We start from the raw sequence: 24,355 nt of genomic DNA, 5'->3' as shown, positions 1-24,355 counted from the left end.
CATGCCTGAATTTTTGACTCTCCTTCCTCCAGACCAGGCGCGTGATAAATTATTCGCGCATCTTTCCATGCAGACAATTGACTCTGAAACCATTGTAGTCGATTCCGCTTTGGGTCGGGTCACCGCTGATGACATCCTTGCCCCGCATCCATTGCCTGAATTCCCGCGAACCAGCGTGGATGGATATGCCGTCCGCGCACAGGATAGTTTCGGCGCGACGGATTCGCTGCCCGCGTATCTCAACCTCATTGGCGAAGTGCCAATGGGGGATGCGCCGTCGTTTGAGATTGATGCCGGTCAATGTGCGATGATCCACACCGGCGGCATGCTCCCCAAAGGCGCGGACGCTGTGGTGATGTTGGAATATGCCCAATCCGCGCAAACGGATGAAATCGAAATCTTCAAATCCGTTGCGGATGGCGAGAACGTCATCCGCATTGGCGAGGACGTGGCAAAAGATCAGGTTGTTATCTCCAAAGGGACGATCCTGCGTCCCGCAGAGATTGGCGGCTTGCTGGCGTTGGGGATTACGGCTTTGCGTGTAGCCAGAAAAGTGAAAGTGGGCTTGATCTCAACTGGGGATGAGGTCATCGAGCCGGGTGGACGTCCGCGCCCCGGACAGGTACGTGACATCAACTCGTACACGCTGGGAGCGCTCGTCGAAAAAAGCGGAGGCATGGCGGTCCGCTATGGGATCTTTGGCGACCAGTTCGAGGTTCTGAAAGAGGCGGCGGCAAAGGCGCTCACCGAGTGCGACCTGGTCATCATCACCGCAGGCTCATCCGCATCCACGCGGGACATGACCGCCGATGTCATCCGCGGGTTGGGGGAGCCGGGCGTGCTGGTGCATGGCATCAACACGCGTCCCGGCAAACCGACCATTTTGGGCGTGTGCAAGGGCAAGGCAGTGATCGGCTTGCCCGGTAATCCCGTCAGCGCGCTGGTGAATGGATATTTGTTTGTCACGCCTGTCATCGAAAAATTATTGGGCGCCCTGCCAAAGCCAAAGGCAAGTGTGCGGGCCAGGCTCACGGTCAACCTTCCATCCCAGGCGGGGCGCGAAGACTGGTGGCCGGTCAAGTTGATTGAAAATCGTAAACCCGAGATCGCACAGTACGATGCCGAGCCAATCTTTGGAAAATCCAACCTCATCTTTACACTTGCTGCTGCGGACGGATTGTTAAAGATCCACCCGGACGCAACGGGCTTGAGTGCCGGCGAAATTGTGGAAGTGATGCTGGTCTGATATGGATTTTATTACCGCCCTTTCCCAACCTCGCAAACTCATCCTTGACGGTGCGACGGGCACGGAACTTAACCGCCGTGGCGTGGACACGGGCCTGCCGCTCTGGTCCGCCAATGCATTGCTGAACGAGCAGGATACAAAAATCCTGCAACAGATCCATGAAGATTATCTTCGTGCAGGTGCGGACATTATTACAACAAACACATTTCGAACGCACCACCGAGCTCTCGCGCCAAGCGGAAATGCTCATCGCGCGCTTGAACTGACTCGCCGGGCGGTGGATACGGCTCGGGCGGCAGTGACAGCTGTCCCGTCGGAATCGAGGCGTTTTATCGCCGGTTCGATCTCCACCCTGGATGATTGTTATCGTCCAGACCTTGTCCCAAACGATGTTGCGCTTCGCGCTGAACATTCCGAACGCATCCATCACCTCATTGAATGCGGTGTGGATCTGATTCTCATCGAGACCATCAATTGCATTCGCGAGGCGGTGATCATGGCGAAACTGGCGGTCATCACTGGTGCGCCGGTTGTTGTGAGTTTTGTTTGTAACAAGGATGGGAGGATTCTTTCCGGCGAATCGCTGACCGAAGCCGCGCATGAACTGCTCCCACTGGACGTCGCAATCATGGGCGTCAACTGCGGACCGACGCCCGATATCGCCAAGCCGCTGGCGGAATTGCGGATTGTGTGTGGGCAAGAATTTCCCTTAACTGCCTATGGCAATATCGGCTATGCGGATGATGATGTGGGCTGGGTCAATACAGATTCCGAGGACCCAAAAAAATATTGCCAGCATGCAATGTATTGGGATGCAAAGATCATTGGCGGGTGCTGCGGCACAACGCCCGGGCACATCCGCCAGCTGCGTACCACGCTAAAGTAATCATTTCAAATACGTGTCGAAGAATTCAATCGTCCGTTTCATGGCGGTGGAAAAGTATTTCGAGATGTTGTGGTTGTCGCCTTCGTAGATATATAGATCGGCGATTTGGTTCACAGCCCGGGCCTGTTCGGCAAGGCGGATGGAAAATTCCACAGGGACGTCCTCGTCATTGGTTCCATGGTGCAGTTGCAAAGGTCCGGAGAGATCGGCAAGATGTGAGTTCGCCGATACCGAATCCCAGAAAACGGGATTTTGCTCCGGTGTGCCGAACTGTTCGATCCAGCCCGAACGCCAGCCGATGCCGCGCGAACTTGGCGATGGCGTGAACGACCCTACGCGCCGCCAGTTGTACAGCATTTCCGGATATGAAGCGACCACGCCCGCCCAGATCACGCCGGCTTTTATATCGTTGGAAATAACCATCGTGCGCAGGGTGAGATAGCCGCCCATCGAATGTCCCCACATGCCGACCTTATCCGCGTTTACCTTGGGCAGCAGCTTGATCGCCGCAACCGCATTCAGCACGTCGATCTGATAACCAGGATTGCCGTACGCGCCGGAGGGTTCTCCTTCAGAGCGGTCGTGTCCGCGATAGTCAATGCGAAAGACAACGTAGCCCGCCTTGGCGAGTTCGTCCACGTAGGCGAGATATCTCTCCGTGGTGCGATAGACATTTGGCGGGATGTAGCCGTGATTGAAAACAATGGCCGGGAAGCCGCCTTCAGGCGGCGCGCTGTTGGGAATGGTCAGCAGGGCGTAGATCTTCAATCCCTCTGAAAGATAATATGCATAATATCGGCCGTAATTTGAGCCGCGGTCCAGTTCGCGGACGATGGCCACCTCACTGCCGGGGTAATCACCATTCCGCATGGCGATGATGCTCATCGGGTGGGAAACGGGTGTTGCACTTGGCAGTGGTGTGGATGGGGCAATCTCTTGGATGGTGGTTGGAAGAAGGGTTTCCGTACTGGCGGGTGTTTCCAAAACAGGGGCCGGCAGGCTTGTTGGCGCTGCCACCTGCGTCATGCACGCGGATATCATTAAAACAATACAGGTTAATACGAATAAGGTTTTTCTCATTTCCAAGGTCCTTTGCAGATTAAGATAACAAAAAGAGGCAGTTTATTACCGCCTCTTTAAGGACCACCAGGTTGACGATTACTGCTTTGCAGCTGCTTCCGCCTCGCGTAATTTCTCCGTGGCGCGGAAGTATTTGAGATAGCGCATGGAATTGGCGTCCCTTCCCAAGAGCAGGTCCGTCGCGCGGATGGCGCTGCCCAGCCTGATTGGGTCGGTGATGGAGCAGGTTGCCCCTGTTTGCATCGCAATTGCGAGGAGTGCCGCATTGACCGAGTGGCGGTCCGGCAAACCAAACGACACATTGCTTGCGCCCAAGCTGATGTTTACACCAAATTCCTTCCGCACCAATTCAATCGTTTTGAGCGTCACCATCGCCGCCTTGCTGTCGTGACCGACTGTCATCACCAGCGGGTCGATGATGATGTCTTCGATGGGGATCCCGATTTTTGCGGCGCGTTCGATGATCTTCCCTGCCGCGGCGAGGCGTCCTTCCGCGGTGGGCGGGATGCCGTCATCGCCAATCGCCAATCCGATGACGGCTGCGCCTCTTTCCCTGACGATGGGCAGGACCGTCGCCAGCTGCTTCTCCTCCCCGTTGACAGAGTTCACCAGCGGCTTGCCGCCTTTAATGGCGTTCAGGCCTGCTTCGAGAATCCTTGGTTCGTTGGAGTCGATGCACAGCGGGACATCCGTCACAGACAGCACGGCTTCCACGACCAGTGGCATGACCTCCGCCTCCTCGATCTGCGGATGACCGACGTTCACATCCAGGACATCCGCGCCCCAATCCACCTGGCGTTTGGCAAGCTGTTTGACGTACTCCATATTGCGTTCGACAAGTGCCTGCCCGAGTTTTTTTATACCCGTCGGGTTGAGTTTTTCGCCGATGACTACGAATGGTTTGTCGAACCCAATCATGACTTCCCTGCTTTTTGACTTTAATATGGTATGCATAGATGCCCTCCGATTTTGATTATGTCATTGCGAGGCGCGTTCCGCTGGGCGAAGCGATCCGATGGCGCAGGAGTCTGCTTCGCGGCAATCGCCCGCAGTGATTTTAAGATTTTAAAAACCTCAAGGCTGTCTCGGCCAATACCGCCGTGCCGACCGGCAAGGCGCGCTCATCCAGATCGAACTTGGGGTGATGAAGTTCGTACACTTCACGCCCTTCGATTTTTGTGCCGAGTGTGTACATCGCGCCCGGCGCATTCTTAAGGAATTCAGGAAAGTCTTCCGCCCCGAGCGTCTTGTGCATCGGGTGTACTTTGTCCTTCCCGAGCAGATCCCTCCCGACCTTTTCGATGACTTCCGCAACATGTTTGTCATTGATCAGCGGCAGGCCTCCGAACAGGAAGTCCAGTTCATAATCGCCGCCAAGCGTTTTGACGATCTCAAAAACCCGGGTCACTTCCTGACGGAGTATTTTCTGAACATCCAGTGAAGTGAAACGGATCGTGCCTTTCATTTCCACTTGGTCAGGGATGACGTTTTCCGTAAATCCGCCATGGACCGCGCCGATGCTGATGACCGCAGGCTCGAATGGGTCCAGCCTGCGCGGGATGATCGAGTTGATGCCCATGATGACATGCGCGAGCATGGCGAATGGATCCATGGATTTATGCGGATACGCCCCATGACCTCCCTTGCCTTTGATGGTGGCAGCGAACGAATCCACGCCGCCGCCGCTGGGACCTTCGTTGATGCGGATCGTTCCCACCGGGCTGGTCGGGTCCACGTGCTGGGCAATGACGTAATCCACGCCGTCCACTGCGCCTTCGGTGAACATGCGTTGCGCGCCGCTTTTTCCCTCGTCGTCTGCGGTTTCTTCGCACGGTTGGAATAAAAAGCGCACGCGTCCATTTATTTTTTTCTTTGCAAGGATCTGTGCGGCGCCCAGCGCCATTGCTGTATGCGAGTCGTGTCCACAGGCGTGCATTTTGCCTTCGTTCTTAGAGACATATTCTGTTTCGTTTTGCTCGAAGATCGGAAGTGCATCCATATCAGCACGGATGGCGACCATTTTGCCGCCCTCGCCGATCTCTGCGACGACACCGGTCTTTCCCACCCCGCGCCTGACCCGGTATCCCATCTTCTCCAATTCGTCCGCGACGATTCCCGCCGTGCGGTGGACGTCAAAACCTGTTTCCGGATGCATGTGGAAATCCCGCCGCCATTCGATCAGTTCCTCTGAAATTGCATGTGCCTGTTTGATCATAGTTTCTCCTTGTTCGGTGATCGAGTAGCCGTGAGTGATCTTCGAGCGGTGTATCGAGACCACCTGTTATTGAAATCATTTTAGTTAACGTATGGTCTCGATACGGGCTTCGTTTAACTCAGCCCTACTCGACCACCAGGTTTTGTAATTATTTTTTCTTCACCGTCTCCCGCTCTGCCGCTGCGAGAATTTTATCCAATTCCGCTTCCTGCGCAGCGTCCAATGGCGGGACAACATGTTCGCGCAGGATGCGCTCGGCTTCATCAACGGCATAATCTGCCATTTGCTTGCGGTTGAGTTTTTCCTCCCATGTTTCCCAGGAGTTGCGTTCGGCAAGCTTTGTCAGCGCAAGTTCGCCGCCGCGCAGGTGTTTCAGGGTGTGCTTCTGCCCAAGGAAGTTGCGCGTGCCGTTCATTACATCCAGAATAATGTTCACGGCGAGATGTCCCGCGTCTGCCGAAAGTCCTTTGCGCAGACGCTGCACACTGCTGGCCAATTCATTGTCCAATACCATTTGGGCAAAGGAGCCCATCACTCCCGCTTCCATTTCGCCGATGCCCGAGAGTTCATCAGCCCCAGCCAGAGCGGGGATGGCGGCGTTGAGTCCGCGCTCGAAGGCGTTCTGCGCATCGAGTGTGTGGGCATTGGTTGAGAATCCATAAACATTGACACTGAACCCGTAATGATGCCCGAGTTGAACCGTGGCGGCAGACGATAAACCCAACTCCACGCCACCCCAGATCAGACCCGTGCGCGGTTCCAACATCCCAAGCCTTCCGCAATAGACGAAACCACAGCCAGGGTTGATGATCTGCGCCAGCACCAGCGGAGCGAGCGACTCGGCGCTCTGTTGCACGATACTGCCCGTGATGGTCATCGGCGAAGTCGCGCCGCCTGTGGGGCAGGGCAGGTTGGCATGGATCACACCGTATTTTGCCATTTCCATGATCGCTTCGGCGGCAATATCGTGCATCGTCAATGGGCTGACGGGTGAAAGAGAAAGAGTCAATTCTTCGGGCTTTGTTCCCGCCACAGTTGCCATTTCCACGGCAAGGCGCACTTCATGTCCGAATTGGATGCCAGGTCCCTGAACAGGCTTGACCGTATTCGAAAGCGCATGGCGGTACATGTGCAGGGACAGCATTTCATTGCTGACATCTGGCGGCGTGAAGAAGGGTGTGACCGTATTGCAATTGGGCAGCGCATCCAATAGACGCACGGCATCGGTACAATCTTGTACAGTTGCCACGCGGCGGGTGTCGGTTCGTGCATCATACACATCCCGCGCGCCGCCAAGATTGTGAAAGTACAATGTGCCGTTGCCCAACTCATTAACCTGTCCATTGCGCCCGCGGATGACGGGGCGTTTGTTCGCCTTTGCAATTGAATCCATCACAAGGTCAGGCGGGAAGAAGACGCGATTATCCTTTACAATACACCCAGCGCCTTGCAAAATATCCAAACTTGGTTTGTGCGTCCAAAAAACACCCGCCTCATGCAACACTTGCATGGTTGCTTCGTGCATTGCTTGTATATCTTCGTCTGATAAAAACTTTAGTGGCTGCATAGATTCTCCTCTAAAAATTTTTTCACCACGAAGTGTCACGAAGGAGCACGAAGGAAACAACTTGAAATCCTTTGCCTGCACTGTGCGCAGGCACACGTGTGACCCTTTGTGTTCCTTTGTGGCTAATCTCTCAACACCTTCTCCAAAAACTCCACACGTTTTGTCTCTGAATCGATCACATTATTAATATTCAAAAACGAATGGCCTTCGCCCTTGTAAAGCAAAAACTCAACTTCTTTTCCAAGTTGAATGAGTTTATCACGCGCCTCCAGCGAATCCGATGAGGGGCAGCGCGGATCGTTCCCGCCGCAGATCAATTGTACGGGTGCATTGACCCTGTCCAAAAAGAAATACGGCGACCGCGCAATCCATAATTCCCGGTTCTCTTCAGGATCGCCCATGTTTTCGATGTTCCAATGTTGCAGGTCTTCACGCGAATCCTTGTGTGACTTGAACCAATTCAAAAACGGCACGACCGCCGAACCACCGGCAAACAATTCAGGGTGCGTCGTCAGGCAGGTCATCGTCAAATATCCGCCGTGACTGCGCCCTGTCACTGCAACTTTTTTTGCAAGCCCATTCTTCAACAAATACTTCGCCCCCGCCGCGCAATCATCATTGTCCAAGCCGCCCATGTCGTAACGGCTGGCATTCTGCCACGCCTTGCCGTACCCCGTTGAGCCGCGATAATTCGGCGCGAGCACCGTCCAGCCACCCGCCGCCATATAACTCATGAACGGATTCCACCCGAACGAGAAATGCCAGTTCGGTCCGCCATGAATATCCAGCACTGCGCGCTCATTCCCTGCGCGATACAACAGCGCGGGCACTTGCGTACCGTCCAAACCTGCATATGAAATTTCTTCGGGCTGCACAAAATTTAATTTTTCATCCAACCACTTCGTGAGCTGCTTGGCTTCTCCGCTTTCGAAATGCATCTTCCATAAATCAGGCGGATGATTGACATCCTCATAGACAAGGATGATCCCATCGGATACGAACTGCGGAAATGCATGGACGCCATCTCCAACTTTGATTTGGCGAAGTTCACCGCCTCCTTTCCTGATCTGAAGGCTGGTTCGTGCTCCCTCGGAATGAATCCACCCGATGAGTTCCCCGCCCTGCGACCACGCGGGCTGTGTGTCATCCCCCACGGATTGATTGATCCAGGCGATCTCCTGGGTTTCGACGTTGAACAAGCCTATGTCGTACCATTCATCCCGCTCAGCGGAGAAAGCCAGGGACTTCGAGTCTGGTGACCATGCAGGATGCTGTGCATTCAAGACTTTGCCGCCGATCTTCAACTGGACCGTATTTGCCTTTACGCCTTTGCGCCGACGGTTGACGGGCACAACATGAATACTTCGGTCGCTTGCCGTGGATTCGGACTCGACTGCGATCCATTGTCCATCCGGCGACCAAACTGCGTCCCAGCATGGATGGAATATGTTTCTCAGCAGCCGTGGACCGCTTCCATCCACAGGAAGCAGGTATAACGCGAACTGTCCCTTCGCATCGGAGAGTACTGCCAGCATTTTTCCGTCCGGAGACCAGGCGATATTCGGCTGGTGTGCGTGGATAATTCGAGGGGTGAGATCAGTTGTTGCGTTGTTCTTAATATCGTGGACGACGATGTGATACGACTCGCTCCCGTCAATGTCCAGTGCAAAGGCGATCATGGAGCTGTCCGGGGAATATTTGGGCGCAAATTTTGATCCCTGGATTTGCGCTATTGCTCCATACAATCTGATTTGCGGCTCATCCTCCCGCACTGAGATTTCGTACAATTCCCATTTGCCGGATTTGTTCCATGAAAAAGCGGCCTGCCTTCCGTCGGGTGAGATGTCAAATGGCAGGCTGTTATCGACGTGAGGAATGCGCAGAAGTTGAGCAAGATCGACCTTTTTATGCAAATTGAAAATCCTCCATCATTGGCAATTGCTTCATGCCTGCTTTTTTTGCGAGATCCAAAACATAGGCGTGGAGTTCCGCCTCTTTGGCGGGATCAAGCCCGGGGCGGGTATAGGAGGCGAGGATTTCCGTCACGCGGTTTCTTGCGCGGGTGAAGGTGTCCAACGATCCTGATTCCTTCCAGCCGCGCATCGAGTCGCGGTCGATCACCTTGCCCGGCATGTGCTGTTCCTTTTGGAAGAGCTGCATGGTGATCCTTTGCTTTAGAAAGTCACCGCCTTTGAAGTTGACACCTTCATAAAAACCCGTGGCAAGCGTTTCGGTCTGGATCTTCATGCCCTGCACCATGCGCTTGGCCATGGCGATGCTTTCCGCATCCACAACGAGTTTTTCCGGGCTTTGACAGAGCAGTGAATCAAGCATGCCGGAGCCGGAGATCATGTTGATGCCGCTCAACGCACCGACCAATGCTCCCATGCCGCTTTCGAGGCCTGCCTGCATATCCAAAATTTTCGACTCGGTCGCGCCGAGATAGGCGTGTGTCGGCAGGCCGAGGGACTTTCCAACCTGCGCGTAGGACGAATCGATCATCGCGGTTTCAACAGAACCAAACGGTGTGCCGCCCTTGCGCATGTCGAAAATGGATGGCGCCCCGCCCCAGACGATGGGCGAGCCCGCGTGCGCAAGTTGATGAATGGTGATGCCGGACAGGCATTCCGCCGCATGCTGTGTGACCGCGCCGAGCAGTGTCACGGGGGCGGCGGCGCCAGCCAATGGCATGGATACAATTTCAGCCGGCACGCCTGCGCGTGCCAGGGTTATCAGATTGCCTGCGCCAAAGTTCGACCAGATCAATGGCGGGGATGGACATGCATCAAATATGGCACGTGGATGTTCACGCAGGTTTTCGCGCCCGCCGGCAAAGATGGCAAGCATGTCGATCATGTGGTGTACGGTTGTGTTGGTGAATGCGCCCGTGACGATCGGCTTTTTTGAATACAACATGACGAGATACAAACGATACAGGTCATGCAGGTCCTTTGGCACATCATGACATACCACCGCTGTGGACTGCGCATCGTATTGTGGCAGGCTTTCCGCGACTTTCAAAAGGCGAATCAGATCCGCGGTTTCGGCCGTCTTGTGTTCCATCGTCTCCGGAATGAGGACGGAAATCCCAGAGGAGCCGGGATCGAAATGAACCGCATCGCCTCCGTACTGGACCTTGGGGTTGCCGTCGTAATCATACAGATGGAACTGGCGGGGAACAGTTTCCAGCGCCTTCCTGACGATCTGGGCAGGGAGGCGGACGACCAGCGTCTCTTCGTCCACTTGTGCGCCTGCCTCGGCAAGCAGTTCCCTTGCTTCGGCATTCTGTACTTTGATGCCCGGCTTGAGCATCAATTGGTACGCTTCCTCAATGATCCGGGCGATCAGTTCATCGTCTAACAGGGACAGTTTGGGTTGCATCATGCGACTCCTGGGTGGTTGATTCATGGGATGCGGGTAACGATCTGCAAGTTTGCCACTCGTTACAACTTAACTTTTATGAATTTGGCAATCACCCGGGCAGGCAGAGATGTTATGCGGGTTGGTAATCCTCTAGCGCGGGTAATTGTTCAAGACCCGCCTTTTTGGCGAGGTCCAGCATGAACGTGTGGAGTTCACTTATTTTGGCAGTGTTAATTTCAGGCCGGCGGTAGGAGGCGAGCAATTCCTTTACCATCACTTTTGCGCGCTCATAGGTGTCCAGTGAGCCCGCTTGTTTCCAGTCTCGCATGGAAGCACGGTCGATGACATTGCTCGGCAGGTGCTGTTCCTCGCGAAAGAGCTGCATGGTGATCTTCTGCTTGAGGAAATCGCCGCCTTTGAAGTTGATCTTGTCATCGTAAAAACCGGTGGCCAGCGTTTCTGTGTGGATCTTTACGCCTGTCAGCATGCGCTTTGCCATGGAGATGCCTTCTGCATCCACGACGAGTTTTTCCGCACTATGGCAGGAGAGGAAATCCAGCATGCCGGAGCCGGAGATCATGTTGATGCCGCTTAATGCGCCGATCATGGCGGTGATGCCGCTTTCCATGCCCGCCTGCGCGTCCACGAGTTTCGAATCGGTCGCGCCAAGATAAGTGTGCGTGGGCATCCCAAGCGATTTTGCAACCTGCGCATACGAGCAATCAAGCATGGCGGTTTCGACTGCGCCCATGGGGGTGGCGCCCTTGCGCATGTCGAAGATCGCCGCGGCGCCGCCCCAGACGATGGGGGAGCCTGCCTTTGCAAGTTGATGGATCGTGATGCCGGCGAGGCATTCTGCTGCGTGCTGGGTGACCGTGCCGAGCATGGTGACTGGAGCCGCCGCTCCCGATAATGGGACGGAAACGATCTCGGCAGGAATCCCCGCCCGTGCCAGTGCGATCAAATTGCCTGCGCCGAAATTGCTCCAAATGAGGGGCGGCGCGGGGCAAACATCGAAGATGGCGCGCGGCTTTGTGCGGGATGCGTCATGTCCACCGGCAAGGATGGCCAGCATGTCGATCATTTCGCTGACGGTTTTATTCGTAAACGCGCCCGTAACGATCGGTTTCCTTGAGTAGATCAGCGCCAGGTACAGGCGGTATGAATCTTGGATCGTTTGCGGCACGTCATGGCAAACCACTGCAGTGGACTGCGCATCGTACTGCGGCAGTTGCTCGGCCACTTTCAGCAGCCGAATCAAGTGCGGTGTTTCGGTCGTATCATGCTCCAATGTTTCCGGGTTGAGCATGGCGATACCTGATGAGCCCGGGTCGAAGTGCACGGCATCGCCTCCGTATTTGACCGTTGGGCTGCCCTCGTAATCATAAAGATAAAACTCGCGAGGGACGGTTTCCAGCGCCTTGTGGACGATCTGTTCTGGAATCCTCACAACGTTCGTTTCAGGATGCACTTGTGCGCCGGCGGATGCGAGCAAGTCCCTTGCTTCATCATTGTTCACTTTTATGCCGGGTTTCAACAATAGTTGATAGGCCTCGTCCAGAATGCGGGCAATCAACTCGTCGTTAAGGAGTGTGAGTTTGGGTTGCATAAGACACCTCTAAATTAAGATTTTCTTCTCTTTGGCGAAGAGTTCTTTGATGCGTGCAATACGTTATGGTTTGGAGACCCTGTACTTTTCAACTATTTCTCAACCGACTTGATGATCCCGTCGAACTCCCTTGTGATCTTTTCATCCAGCGGGTCCGGTTGATGTTCCTTCAATATTCTGCGGGCCTTGTTCACTGCCCAATCACGGGCATCGTCCTTCCTGGCCTCCCACTCTGAGTATGGACGGCGGTCCAGGAACTGCGGGAGGAATAATTCACGCATGTGTTTTTTTGTATGTTTTTGGGCGAGATAATGCCCGCCGGGGCCGACGGCAGCGATGGCGTCCAGTGCGAGCGTCTCGTCGTCTACAACGATGCCCTGCATCATTTTGTGGATGATCGAGAATATCTCGCAATCCATCATCATCTCGGCATAGGACCAGATGCGGCTGCCGTGCAGGAAACCGCATCCCAGCAGCATATCGGACATGACCACGCTTGCCATGAAGGTGGAAAGACTTCCTTCAACACCCGCCTGCCAGTTCGGTTCCTTGGCGCCGGTTGCAAAGGAACCCATCGAAAGCGGGATGTTATAGAAATCAGCCAGTACATTGGTGGCGGCGCCGAAAAGGAAGTCTTCGGGTCCGCCGCCTGTATAGGCGCCGGTGCGCAGGTCTGATGCAGTTTGTGCCGCGGCATAAAAGACAGGTGCGCCGGGATATGCGAGCTGCAAAAGTGCCGTTGCTGCAATCACTTCTGCGTTGCCAACCGTAAGAGTGCCTGCCATGGTCGCGGGTCCCGTTGTGAGACAGGCAGACATTGTCATGAAGCCGGTTGGGATGCCGGCCTCCGCAGCAAGAAGCGCCGCATCCAAACTTCCGCCATCGTGGCCCAGGGGCGGGGCGGTGCATTGCATCAAAGAGAGGACGGGGCGCTCGCGCAGTTTCTCTTTCCCCCCAACGAGAAGCGCAGCCATCTCGATTGCAGCTTTCGCTTCATGCACATTATAGATGGATTCGGATTGCACGTGTTTGGTGGAGTTCTCCCAAACCGCCTTGAGTTCATGCAGTCCACGTGCCTCCACCGGCGCATCCTGGGCGGAGACGGGAACCCAGTGGAAGGCGACTTCCTCGGTTGCATCGGCGATCCGCGCAATGTCGCGGACATCCTGCAGACATGAGGTGCGCTTCTCCTTTGTATGAATGTCGATCACTTCCACGCCGCAACCATCCGTGCCAAGATTGACATGATTTCCATCAAGTTGAAGATCCTGCTGCGGATCGCGTGCCGCGAGTTTGTACGCGGGCGGGGCTTTCTTGAGGGCATCTTCAATGACCTGCGGTTTGACGCGCACGATCTTCTTCTCGTGGTCCACCTTTGCACCATTGGCTTCCCATATCTCCAATGCGCGTTTGGACGGGAATTTCACGCCGACATGTTCGATGATGTGCAATGTAGCATCGTGAATTTTTTGCACTTCTTCAGTTGTTAAGATTTCAAGTTTCAACTTTGGATTGCTGATGGTCTTGATGTTTTTATGAGACATAAAGCCCTCCCGAGGCTATGTCTCCCTGCTCTCTCTGTGTTGATTTATTATGGTGCTGCGGGGGGATGGTCTTCCGCCTCGCAACAAATTTTATTGGTTTGATTTTCCAACCAATTCCTTGGCGATCTTCACTGCGCCGACAGCATCCTCGGAGTAGCCGTCGGCCTTGATCTTTTCGACCCAGTCCCGCGTGATCGGAGCGCCGCCGACCATCACCTTGATGCGCGGGCGCAGGCCCTCCTTATCCAACTCTTCGATCACCTCGCGTTGACGGACCATTGTGGTCGTCAGGAGCGCGCTCATGCCGATGATCTGTGCGTCAATTTCAAGAGCCTTGCCGATGATCTTGTCTGCGGGCTGGTCAACGCCCAGGTCGGTCACTTCGAAACCTGAAGCGCTCAGCATGGTGCCGACGAGCGTCTTGCCGATCTCGTGGATATCGCCCTCCACCGTGGCAAGCACGACACGTCCCATGGTTTCGCGGGTCTCTCCCAGCTTGAGCAACTCGGGTTCCAGCGTGGCTACGGCGGCTTTCATTGCTTCGCCTGCCATCACCAGTTCAGGCAGGAACGCCTCCCCCGCCCCGAACTGGTCGCCGATGTAATTGACACCCACCACAAAGCCTTTTGTGATCGCATCCAATGGATGCATTTTCAATTCGATGGCTTTCCTGGCAAGTTCGACGGATACATCAGAGTCTCCGTCAATGATACATTGCGCCATATCCTTGTACAATTTCTCCAGATCTTCCGACATGCTGCCTCCTGATTATTTTGATTTCTTCAACAAGGGTAATACCTGCTGTTCCTTTTCCCTTAATAACTTTGCAGGGATGTTGAGATAGTCTTCCAGCCATTTGCCGGAATCCATCACATGCTCAATCGATGCCTTTACGGTTTTTTCCGCATCACCCTTGGCAAGCGCATCCAATATCGCCACGTGTTCGTCGTGCGTTTGGGCGACACTGCCTGCCAGCAGTTCGGGCTTGCGATAGAGTGCTTCATATAAAAGCCAGTCAGGGAATGCGTTTGCCACCACGGCGTACAATTTAACCAACAGGTCGTTTCCCGAAGCGTCCGCAATGGCGGAATGGAACTCGCGGCTTAGCTGCCGTTCCTGCGGCATTTCGCTTAAATCAACGTGCCTGTTCATTTCATCCAGTATCTTTTTCAGGTTGGAGAACTGCGCAGGCGTGATGTTCATTGCCGCTTCCCTGGCTATCATTGCTTCGAGCATCAAACGCAGTCCGTATGCCTCCACAATATCCTTCGTGGACATTTCACGCACGCGCACACCTCGATACGGCACGCGTTCGGCCAGCCCTGTTGAAACAAGCAGATCGAGCGCCTCTCGAACAGGCGTCATGCTGACGCCCATCTGGCTGGCAATATCCTCCTGCCTCAGCCAGTCGCCGGGCGCGTATTTACCCGCAATGATCTGCCGATGGAGCGCATCGTAGATTTCCTCTTTTAGGGGTTTGTGGGTAAGTTCTTTATCGACCATTGACGCCATGATTATATATTATATATAATTCCGCCTGATTTCGGAAGTGCTGTGTGTCACGAAAAATGTCATCGGTTATATATTGCCCGTCGGGTATACTCGGTGTATTGGAGCCTTAATGTCTGAAATTGACCTCACCCTACTGAAACCTGCAATCGAAAAATATGCCCCCTTGGGCCGTTCAGGGCTTTTGCCCGCCCTGCATGCCGCTCAAAGCCTGTATGGCTGGCTGCCACAGGATGTCGTTTCGCAGGTTGCGCGAACCCTGCACGTGCCGCTTGCCGATGTACATGGTGTGATCGAATTTTATGCCCTGTTTTACAACGAGCCGGTCGGCAGAAAGGTGATTCGTGTCTGCACGGACCCCGCCTGTGGGCTCAAGGACTCGGATGGACTTCTAAAAAAACTTTGTAAACAATATGGCGTAAAACCGCATCCCGCAGGGGGACACGGTCAGACTCACCCGAAGTTGGATCTGACCATCGAGCCGAGTCCGTGCCTGGGCATGTGCGAACTTGCGCCTGCGGTGTGGACGATGGACAGTGGACGATGGACGGTGGGTGACGGCTCCATTGAAGAAGACCGCCCACGGTCTTTGATCTACGGTCCAATCCGTGTGTTGACGAAGAATTGCGGGAATGGCACGACCACCCTTGCCAGGTATGGTGAATATGATGGGCTGAAAAAGGTCCGCTCGCAAAGCCGCCTGGACGTGATCGATGAGATCAAAGCTTCCGGGCTGGTGGGGCGCGGCGGCGCGGCCTTCCCGACGGGTATCAAATGGGAAGGGGCGTTGAACGCTCACGCCGATCAAAAATACATCATATGCAATGCGGATGAGTCCGAACCCGGTACGTTCAAAGACCGCATTCTGCTGCTGGATGATCCGCACCGGACAATCGAAGGCATGTGCATTGCCGCGCACGCCGTTGGCGCAACAAAAGGGTACATCTACGTGCGCGCGGAATATCCGTATATCATCCCTGTTTTGGAGAATGCTTTGAAGGAAGCAAAAGAAGCGGGGTATTTGAATGATTTTGACATTGAAATCCGCGTCGGCGCTGGTGCCTATATTTGCGGCGAGGAGACCGCGCTGTTCGAATCCATCGAAGGGAAGCGCGGTTTCCCGCGTGTGAAGCCGCCCTTCCCGACGACTCATGGTGTGTTTGGAAAACCAACCGTCATTAATAATGTAGAAACGTTATGTAACGTGCCCCTCATCTTTGAAAAAGGCGCAGCGAACTACCGAAAGATCGGCACGGAGAAATCCCCCGGGCCCAAGTTGTTTTGTCTTTCCGGTGATGTAATCCGGCCGGGGTTGTATGAAGTCCCATTTGGGCTGACTTTGCGCGAACTGCTGGATATGGCGGGCGGCGTTGCAGACAAGAAACAATTGAAATCCGTTCTGTTCGGCGGCGCGGCGGGAGCTTTTGCCACATCCGAACATCTTGATGTAAGAATGACCTTCGAAGACCTGCGTGCGGCGGGACTTCCGCTCGGTTCGGGCGTGGTAATGGTCTTCGACGAAACCCGCGACATGCGCGACGTATTGAAACGGCTTGGGAAATTCTTCGCGCATGAGTCCTGCGGGAAGTGCTATCCCTGCCAGTTGGGAACCCAACGCCAGATGGAAATTTTGGACCGCATTGCCGAGGGAAGGATTGAGGAAGGCGACCTGATCCGCCTGCAGGATGTCGGCTGGACGATGACGGACGCCAGCATCTGCGGACTTGGGCAGACGGCGGCGAGCGCGACGCTCTCCGCGATGAAATTGTGGCCCGAGTTGTTCAGTGCGGAGGCTGGGAGTTCGCTTCCGAAGAAGAAAGATGAAAGAGGAAAGAAAGCGGCGGGCGCAAAGGCAAAGATTGTGAAAAAAGCCGGCGCTAAAAAGGCTGTGAAGGCAAAGCCTGCAAAGAAAAGTTCGGCAAAGAAAACAATAGCGCACAAATCCGCGAAGAAACGCTAAAGGCTGAGAGACATGATTGAGACAATCACCCTAAATATTGATGGACAGGAAGTAACCGCCGAGCAGGGCAAGACCCTGTTGGATGTGGCGCGCGAAATGGGCAAGGACATTCCCACGATTTGCTTTCACGAAGCGACGACGGCGAATGCGGTCTGCAGGATCTGCATCGTGGAGGTGGAGGGGCAGAGAGTGCTCCAGCCTGCCTGCATTGTCAAGGCGGGAGCAGGCATGCAGGTCCAGACGCGAAGCGAAAAGGTCATCCGCGCACGGCGCACCATTTTGGAGATGCTTGCGTCCACGATGGATCTGTCCGAGGCGCCCGAGATCCAGGGGATGATGCGCGAGTATGGCGCCTCAACAAATCGCTTCCCCGACGCCGAGCGCCGCGAGTCGGAGGTCAAGGATGACAACCCGATGTACATCCGTGATTACTCGAAGTGCCTGCTGTGCTGGCGCTGTGTGCAGGTCTGCGCGGACGATGCGCAATATACCTTTGCGATCAACTTCGACGGGCGCGGATACGAGACGCAGATCGGCACGTTCTTTGATAAAACCATTCCGGAAACGTCCTGTGTGCTGTGTGGACAGTGCGTGGCTGTTTGTCCGACCGGCGCGCTAAAACCGAAGCGTGAATTTTTATTGGAACAAGGCATGAGCCCGAATGAGATCAGCGTGATGAATACGGGCAGAAAGCAGAGAAAACCGCGATGATCAAATCAGACCGGGTGACCACCACCACCTGCCCCTACTGCGGGGTGGGCTGTACGTTGGAATTGCATGTGAAGGATGACTTTATTTACAAAGTCACCAGCCCGTTCGATTCGCCTGTCAATCACGGGAATTTGTGCGTGAAGGGACGTTTCGGTTATGATTTTGTCTATCATCCCAAGCGCGTGACCACGCCGCTTGTGCGCCGCTATTTGCTCGAAGGCAAACCAAAGCCCGAAGGACGCGAACAGGTCTTTGCTGTCAGTGTGGATGGCAAACCAATCCCTACTTCACAAATTTCCAACGATTGGGACTGGGTCGAAACCGATTGGGACACTGCACTGGATTTCGTCGCTGATAATCTCGTCCGCATCTGTCAACGCGACGGCTCGGACGCGATGGCGGTCTATTGCTGCGCCAAAGCCACAAACGAAGACAATTATCTGTTGCAAAAAATGTATCGCGCGATCTTCCGTACCAATAATGTAGATCACTGCACGCGTCTCTGTCACGCAGGTTCGGTGGTGGCATTGCAACAAGCGACGGGTTCGTCTGCGATGAGCAACACCGCCTCGCAGGTCATTATGAACGACGTGTTCATTGTGACTGGCTCGAACACGTCCGAGAACCATCCCATCATTGCTTTGCAAATGAAGGAAGCTGTGATGAAGCATGGCGCAAAGATGATCGTCGTGGACCCGCGCCGCATCGACCTGGTGGACATGGCGGAACTCTGGCTGCCGCTCAAGCCTGGCACGAACGTGCCTGTCTTTTCCGCGATGGCGCATGTGATCGTGAAAGAGGGATTGGTAAATTGGGAATTTGTAAAATCACGCACAGAGGGATTTGATGAGTTTGCCGAATCCCTTGAAAAGTTCACCCCAGAATACGCTGAAGAAATTTCAGGCGTGCCTGCTGAAGACATTCGCAATGCAGCGCGCATGTATGCCAAAGCAAAGAACGCCGCCATTTATTGGGGCATGGGCATCTCGCAACTTTCACACGGCACTGCCAGCGCCTTGGCGTTGATCAACCTCGCATTTCTCACGGGTCACATTGGACGCGACGGCACGGGGCTGAATCCATTGCGCGGACAAAACAACGTGCAAGGCGCGAGCGACATGGGCTGTATGCCTTTTCATTATCCCGGTTACATGCGCGTGGATAATCCCGACAACCGCGCCAAGTGGGAAAAGACGTGGAATATCGAAGAAGGCGGGTTGAGCCTCAAGCTGGGGCTCACCACCACTGAAATTCTCAGCCATGCGCACGAAGGCGGCGTCCGCGCGTTGTACATCATGGGCGAGAACCCAATGATGTCCGAGCCGAACCTCAACGAGACCCGCAAACACATGCAGGCACTTGAGTTCATCGTCGCGCAGGACATTTTCATCAATGAGAGTGGTGCGTTTGCGGATGTCTTCCTGCCCGCCACGCCCTTCGCCGAAAAAGACGGGACGTTCTCGAATACGGATCGCCGCGTACAGCGAGTCCGCGCCGCGCATCCGCCGCGTGGGGATGCAAGACCTGACTGGCAGATCATCTGCGATTTGGCGCTGCGCCTCGAATCACGCCTCGGCTTGCCCACTGCGAAATGGACCTATTCCAACCCCGAAGAGATTCTGCGCGAAATGGCGAGCGTCAATTCAGATTACGCGGGCATCACCTACGAGCGCATCGAAAAGGTCGGCTTGATCTACCCCGTGCCAACGCTCGATCACCCTGGCACGCCGACCCTCTTTACCGAATCCTTCCCGCGCGGACGAGGCAAGTTCCACCAACTCGATTACGTCCCCGTCATGGAAGAAGCGGACGATGAATTCCCGTTCATCCTCACCACGGGGCGCGTGCTCGAACATTGGCACGGAGGTACGATGACCCGCAACTCGGCGTTGAATGAGGCATACCCCGAAGCCCGCGTGGAGATTCACCCCGCCGATGCGGACATCCACGGCATACGGCATAACGACCCCGTGCGCGTAAAATCCCGCCGCGGGGAGGTCGTCCTGCGCGCCAGCATCACCGAGAAGACCTCCGTCGGCGTGGTCTTCATCCCCTTCCACTTCGCCGAAGCCGCCGCGAACCTGCTGACGAACGACGCGCTCGACCCGCAGGCGAAGATCCCCGAATTCAAAGCCTGCGCCGTGCAGGTCTTCCCCGCAAGGGAGAAGGATCTACCCAATCCCGAAGTGGTGTTGGAGCGTGGAAGATATTAGATAATGATACATTTGGAGTAGCCCGCAAGGTGTTAGGTGCAATAGACTTGGCGCATGGTCGCCACCATTCAAACCATGCAAGATCATTCGGACTGCATCGAGAACGTCAAACTCTACATCCGCGAGCATCTCAATGAGCCGCTGCCTCGTGACGTGCTGGCGGAGGTGGCGGGATTCTCCATCCCCCACTTCCACCGAGTCTTCACCGCGCAGACCGGCGAAAGCGCCGCCAGTTACATCCGCCGTATGAGGCTGGAACGTGCCGCGCGCAAACTCCGCATGGGCGCGGTGGATATCACCGAGGTCGCGCTCGCCGCTGGCTACGATAGCCACGCGGCCTTCGGTAAGGCGTTCAAAGGGCAGTTCGGTCTGAGTCCGAGCGAGTTCCGTGCCCTGGGTTGCAGCGCGGCGACACAACTCTTGAGAAAAGGATAACTCCACATGAAAATCAAACTGACCAGCGTTTCGATAGATGATTACGACAAGGCACTGAAGTTTTATACTGATGCCATGGGCTTTGTTCTAAAACGAGATATTCCCTTGGGAGACGGCGCGCGCTGGATCACCGTGGTCTCACCTGATGAGCCGAATGGCACCGAACTGCTGTTGGAGCCAAATGCCAACTACCCGGCGATGAAGGCGCTTAAGGAAGCGCTTGTCAAAGACGGGATCCCGTTCACAGCCTTCGAGGTCAGCGACATGCAAAGAGAATATGAACGTATGAAACAACTTGGTGTGGAATTCACGATGGAGCCGACGAATATGGGTCCCACCACTGTGGCGGTGCTGAACGACACATGCGGAAACTTAATACAGATTTATCAGGTCACGGGTGAGTGATACTTTAAACAAAACGGGACCGTGATTGAATACAGTCCCGTTTTGTTGATTACAATCAGGAGATCCGAGATTTCCGAAATCTCGGATCTCTATTTATATTTTGCCGATTTACTCAGTCTTGAACTCTAGTCACCAAAAGGCTAAGTTCTACAATTTCAAAAGTATTATCTCCCTTGTGATTTACGGAGTATTCCTCGGTGGTTGTCGCTCTTTTCAACCCGGGTATATGTGACATGTTTCCATCATGCGAATGGCTAGAAGTCATCTCAAAAACACGATCTGAATAAAATGATCATGCAGCCCAACAAGACAAAGGCAAGATAGTTTTCAAGGATCCGTTCATGTCGAGTCTGTATTCTCCGAAAGTTTTGCAGCCAAGCAAACAACCGCTCGATCTTCCAACGGTTTCGATAACGCCGCAGAGGCCTGCCATCTTGGGTGCGTGGCTTTGTGCGGTTGGTCTTGTGAGGTGCGATCAGCTCAATGCCTTGTTTTCGCAACCTCTCGTCAAGTGGGTCACTATCATACGCTCGGTCACCGATCAGTTTTCCCGGACGCTCCTTGGTGAAACGGCTTTTGAGCGTGCTTTCGACCAGTCTGACTTCATGCGGCGAAGCACTTTCAACGGATATGGCGATAGGAAGACCAGCGCGATCTGCCACTGCCATGAGCTTTGTACCCTTGCCCCGCTTGGTTTTTCCCACCCCTCGGCCCCCTTTTTTGCGATGACAAAGCTGCCATCGATGAAACACTCTGTCAAATCCAGCTTGCCACGCTCTTTCACGTCTCTCACCAGAGCCTGCAGCACCTTTTCGAAGACCCCCGCCTGCACCCACTCTTGAAAGCGTCGATGGCAAGTCTGGTATGGCGGGTAGCGCTCTGGCAAATCCTGCCAACGTGCTCCCGTTCGCAAAATCCAAAGGATGCCATTTAGGATCTCGCGATCATTGACCCTCGGCCTGCCGCGTCCATCCGCTCTTCTAACAGGCTTAGGAAGAAGGGGTCTGACAATTGCCCATTGTTCGTCTTTGATGTCCATTGGCTCGCTCCCAGTTCGGGTTTGAGCCCCAGTCTACCATTTTTGAGATAGCTTCTAATAATAAATGTTTGATGAACAACCAATGTGAAAACTCTGCCGTCTTCTGAAACTACATCAAACCTATCAACTTCTTTTATTTCTTTTTCACTCATGCGCCTCCATAATTCATTCGTTAAGGCGGTCTTCTCGATGCGCCCTGTCAGGTCTGCTATGATCTTCAAGTACAATCCCCCTCATGTCCAACCCCTACCTCGTCCCGCTCAACGAAATCCGCCGCGAGCAGACGGTGGTCAACTCGCGCTTCATTGCCACGCTCGCGCCCGCATTCTCCAGTGACGAAGCGCGGGCGTTCATCGCGCGCATCAAAAAGGAATTCGCGGATGCGACCCACAACGTCCCTGCGTATATCATTGGCGGCGGGAACACGGTCACGGAGTATTTTTCGGACGACGGAGAGCCGAGCGGCACGGCGGGCAAACCTGCGCTGACTGTCCTGCGTGGTAGTGGACTTGGTGATGCGGTTCTGGTCGTCACCCGCTATTTCGGTGGGACCCTGCTTGGCACGGGCGGATTGGTCAAAGCCTACACCGAAGCGGCGCAGTCGGTGGTCAATGCCGTGGAGCGGGGACGGAGAGTCCCAGTCCACGTGGCGATGGCGGCGATTCCATACAACCTGCTGGAGCGGATGCGTTTGTTGGTGTCAAAGAATCATGGGAAGGTTTTGGGCGAAGATTACGCGGGGGATATCACTGCGACTCTTCAATTCCCCGTGGAGAATTTCGAAGCGTTCCAGGCTGACCTGCGCGAACTATCTGCGGGGAAGATTCAGGCGGAAGTGATCGAGACCAAGGAAGAGATTGTGCCTGTCAAGTAGAACCATTGTTATGGAGGGTTGCCTGCGGTCATTACATAATTCCGCCCAGAATTTTTTGCGTGATAAAGTGCGTTGTCCGCCGCGCGTAGTACTTCATCCGGATCCTCCCCATGCAATGGGAACGCGGCAACCCCGGCTGTAGCGGAATCATGCCTGCTTTTCCAGCATCAGGCTGGCTTCTTCATTAAGCCAGCGGCGTCCGTCGCGGGCGAGCAGGGTATCTGCCTCGGGTGGGCCCCAGCTGCCTGGTTTGTAAACAGCCAATGGCGGAGTCTGATGCGTTTCCCACGTTTGCAAAATTGGGTCGATCAGCGCCCAGGCGGCTTCCACTTCATCTGCGCGGGTGAAGAGCGCGGCGTCGCCTTGAATGGCATCGAGCAGGAGTCTTTCATAGGCTTCGGGGATGGCGGTTTTGCCAAAGGCTTCGGCGTATTTGAATTCCATGTCGACCGAGCGCGTTTCAGAGACGGTATCGGGGGCTTTGGCCTCGAAGCGCAGGTGCACGCCTTCATCGGGCTGCAGGTAAAGCACGAGCATGTTCGCCTTCAATGTTTGCATGGGGAACATGGCGAGCGGGGGTTCCTTGAACTGGATGATGATCTGTGAATGTTTTTCAGTGAGATTTTTGCCCGAACGCAAAAAGAACGGCACGCCCTTCCAGCGCCAGTTGTTCACGAAGAGACGCAGTGCTGCGTACGTGGCCGTGGCAGAATCGGGGTTGACCTGGCCCTCCTTTCGATAGCCTTTATATTGAGCGCGTACCGTATTTGCTGACACCTGCTCGGAGGTCATCGGCTGGATCGCACTGAGGACTTTCACTTTTTCATTCCGCAAGTGGCCCGCGCTGAACGAGGCAGGAGGCTCCATTGCAACGAGGGTGAGCAATTGAAGCAGGTGGTTTTGGAACATGTCGCGCAGGATGCCAATGCCGTCATAGAATTTTGCGCGGTGCTCCAGGCCGACTTTCTCGGCAACCGTGATCTGGACATGGTCAATATAGGTGCGGTTCCAGACGGGTTCGAAGATGGTGTTTGCAAAGCGCGTAAACAGGATGTTCTGTACGGTTTCCTTGCCGAGATAGTGATCAATGCGGTAGATCTGATTTTCACTCAGTACCTTGTGGACTTGTTTGTTAAGCGTCACAGCAGACTCAAGGTCTGTGCCGAATGGCTTTTCCAGAACCACGCGTCGCCAGGCTCTATTCTCATGCAGTTGACCCGTCGAATCAAGGTTGTCCAGGATGGCAGGGAAGAGGGTGGGCGGAAGTGCCATGTAGTACAGGCGGTTCGCTTCGCCGTCTTCCAATTTGGCGAGTTGTTCACTAAGCCTTTGGAAGGCGCTTATTTCATTATATTTCCCGCACAGGTACCGCAGTTTTGGTGCAAAGAGGTTCCAGTCCTCATCAGTGAACGGATAACCCGCGTATTCCTTCAGTCCTTTGTGCAGGTGCTCGCGGAACTGCTCGTCGGTAAAATCCGTGCCGCCGAAACCGATGATCCGGAGATTCTTAGGCGTACGCCGTTTGTGGAAGAGATTGAACAGAGAGGGGATCAACTTGCGCTGCGTCAGGTCGCCTGATGCGCCAAAGATGATGATCGTGGCGGGGAGTCCGTTATAAAGTGGGATGGTCATAACACTAATTCCATATTTACTCCGAGGGAATACTGTTAAACTTCCTGCTTTTCATCAACTGGTGGTT

Annotated in this window: 20 protein-coding genes; 8 read left to right on the top strand and 12 right to left on the bottom strand. The window is 54.6% G+C overall.

What is annotated here, in order from left to right:
- Nucleotide 1 precedes the first annotated feature (1 nt).
- Nucleotides 2-1,246 carry a molybdopterin-binding protein gene (locus QY332_12700; protein WKZ34472.1) on the top strand — a complete coding sequence of 415 codons (1,245 nt, stop codon included), beginning with the start codon at nucleotides 2-4 and terminating at the stop codon, nucleotides 1,244-1,246.
- Nucleotide 1,247: 1 nt separating this feature from the next.
- Nucleotides 1,248-2,132: a homocysteine S-methyltransferase family protein gene (locus QY332_12695; protein WKZ34471.1), complete on the top strand. Its 885-nt coding sequence runs from the start codon at nucleotides 1,248-1,250 to the stop codon at nucleotides 2,130-2,132.
- Here the strand turns inward: QY332_12695 and QY332_12690 are convergent, their stop codons facing one another.
- The 10 genes from QY332_12690 to QY332_12645 all read right to left on the bottom strand — a co-directional run bounded on the left by QY332_12690 (nucleotide 2,133) and on the right by QY332_12645 (nucleotide 15,013).
- Entirely contained in the window at nucleotides 2,133-3,212 is a 1,080-nt protein-coding gene (locus QY332_12690) for an alpha/beta fold hydrolase (GenBank protein ID WKZ34470.1), read from the bottom strand.
- 78 nt (nucleotides 3,213-3,290) lie between these two features.
- A complete protein-coding gene (locus QY332_12685) occupies nucleotides 3,291-4,166 on the bottom strand; it encodes a dihydropteroate synthase (protein WKZ34469.1) in 876 nt (291 codons plus the stop codon).
- A gap of 103 nt (nucleotides 4,167-4,269) precedes the next feature.
- A complete protein-coding gene (locus QY332_12680) occupies nucleotides 4,270-5,427 on the bottom strand; it encodes a M20 family metallopeptidase (protein ID WKZ34468.1) in 1,158 nt (385 codons plus the stop codon).
- A gap of 148 nt (nucleotides 5,428-5,575) precedes the next feature.
- Nucleotides 5,576-6,994 carry a trimethylamine methyltransferase family protein gene (locus tag QY332_12675; GenBank protein ID WKZ34467.1) on the bottom strand — a complete coding sequence of 473 codons (1,419 nt, stop codon included), beginning with the start codon at nucleotides 6,992-6,994 and terminating at the stop codon, nucleotides 5,576-5,578.
- Nucleotides 6,995-7,116: 122 nt separating this feature from the next.
- Nucleotides 7,117-8,907 carry a S9 family peptidase gene (locus QY332_12670; GenBank protein WKZ34466.1) on the bottom strand — a complete coding sequence of 597 codons (1,791 nt, stop codon included), beginning with the start codon at nucleotides 8,905-8,907 and terminating at the stop codon, nucleotides 7,117-7,119.
- A complete protein-coding gene (locus tag QY332_12665) occupies nucleotides 8,900-10,402 on the bottom strand; it encodes a trimethylamine methyltransferase family protein (protein WKZ34465.1) in 1,503 nt (500 codons plus the stop codon). The genes QY332_12670 and QY332_12665 overlap by 8 nt, the downstream gene beginning before the upstream one ends.
- Before the next feature lie 85 nt (nucleotides 10,403-10,487).
- Nucleotides 10,488-11,966, bottom strand: coding sequence for a trimethylamine methyltransferase family protein (locus QY332_12660; protein WKZ34464.1), 1,479 nt, complete (start codon nucleotides 11,964-11,966; stop codon nucleotides 10,488-10,490).
- Nucleotides 11,967-12,058: 92 nt separating this feature from the next.
- A complete protein-coding gene (locus QY332_12655; GenBank protein WKZ34463.1) occupies nucleotides 12,059-13,510 on the bottom strand; it encodes a trimethylamine methyltransferase family protein in 1,452 nt (483 codons plus the stop codon).
- Between the two features lie 90 nt (nucleotides 13,511-13,600).
- Nucleotides 13,601-14,266, bottom strand: a complete 666-nt coding sequence (locus QY332_12650) for a corrinoid protein (protein WKZ34462.1) — start codon at nucleotides 14,264-14,266, stop codon at nucleotides 13,601-13,603.
- Between the two features lie 12 nt (nucleotides 14,267-14,278).
- Nucleotides 14,279-15,013: a GntR family transcriptional regulator gene (locus tag QY332_12645; protein WKZ34461.1), complete on the bottom strand. Its 735-nt coding sequence runs from the start codon at nucleotides 15,011-15,013 to the stop codon at nucleotides 14,279-14,281.
- Nucleotides 15,014-15,131: 118 nt separating this feature from the next.
- Here QY332_12645 and QY332_12640 point away from each other — a divergent pair, with 118 nt between their 5' ends.
- The 5 genes from QY332_12640 to QY332_12620 are packed head-to-tail and all read left to right on the top strand — an operon-like array spanning nucleotide 15,132 to nucleotide 20,743.
- Nucleotides 15,132-16,979 (top strand): NAD(P)H-dependent oxidoreductase subunit E, encoded by a 1,848-nt coding sequence (locus tag QY332_12640; protein ID WKZ34460.1) that lies wholly within the window; start codon nucleotides 15,132-15,134, stop codon nucleotides 16,977-16,979.
- Between the two features lie 12 nt (nucleotides 16,980-16,991).
- Nucleotides 16,992-17,690: a 2Fe-2S iron-sulfur cluster-binding protein gene (locus tag QY332_12635; protein WKZ34459.1), complete on the top strand. Its 699-nt coding sequence runs from the start codon at nucleotides 16,992-16,994 to the stop codon at nucleotides 17,688-17,690.
- Nucleotides 17,687-19,903: a formate dehydrogenase subunit alpha gene (gene fdhF, locus QY332_12630; GenBank protein ID WKZ34458.1), complete on the top strand. Its 2,217-nt coding sequence runs from the start codon at nucleotides 17,687-17,689 to the stop codon at nucleotides 19,901-19,903. Before QY332_12635 ends, fdhF begins: the two co-directional genes overlap by 4 nt.
- A 54-nt stretch (nucleotides 19,904-19,957) precedes the next feature.
- Nucleotides 19,958-20,338 (top strand): AraC family transcriptional regulator, encoded by a 381-nt coding sequence (locus QY332_12625; protein WKZ34457.1) that lies wholly within the window; start codon nucleotides 19,958-19,960, stop codon nucleotides 20,336-20,338.
- 6 nt (nucleotides 20,339-20,344) lie between these two features.
- The gene (locus QY332_12620; GenBank protein WKZ34456.1) at nucleotides 20,345-20,743 is read left to right on the top strand and encodes a VOC family protein; all 399 of its coding nucleotides are present in this window, start codon (nucleotides 20,345-20,347) and stop codon (nucleotides 20,741-20,743) included.
- Between the two features lie 266 nt (nucleotides 20,744-21,009).
- On the opposite strand, the gene QY332_12615 is transcribed toward QY332_12620, so the two are convergent.
- Nucleotides 21,010-21,782, bottom strand: a protein-coding gene (locus tag QY332_12615) for an IS5 family transposase (protein ID WKZ34455.1) whose coding sequence is annotated in 2 segments (ribosomal slippage) — nucleotides 21,010-21,449 and nucleotides 21,449-21,782 — 774 coding nt in all. Because the reading frame shifts where the segments join, the coding sequence is not laid out codon by codon here.
- 235 nt (nucleotides 21,783-22,017) lie between these two features.
- Between QY332_12615 and QY332_12610 the strand changes: the two genes are divergently transcribed.
- Nucleotides 22,018-22,656: a YigZ family protein gene (locus QY332_12610; protein WKZ34454.1), complete on the top strand. Its 639-nt coding sequence runs from the start codon at nucleotides 22,018-22,020 to the stop codon at nucleotides 22,654-22,656.
- A 147-nt stretch (nucleotides 22,657-22,803) separates the two neighbouring features.
- Here the strand turns inward: QY332_12610 and zwf are convergent, their stop codons facing one another.
- Entirely contained in the window at nucleotides 22,804-24,288 is a 1,485-nt protein-coding gene (gene zwf / locus QY332_12605; GenBank protein ID WKZ34453.1) for a glucose-6-phosphate dehydrogenase, read from the bottom strand.
- Between the last annotated feature and the right edge of the window lie 67 nt (nucleotides 24,289-24,355).

This window comes from Anaerolineales bacterium, from assembly GCA_030583885.1.
Lineage (GTDB): Bacteria > Chloroflexota > Anaerolineae > Anaerolineales > Villigracilaceae > Villigracilis.
The sequence above is the reverse complement of the archived record's forward strand: the minus strand, read 5'-3'. Positions and strand labels throughout refer to the sequence as shown.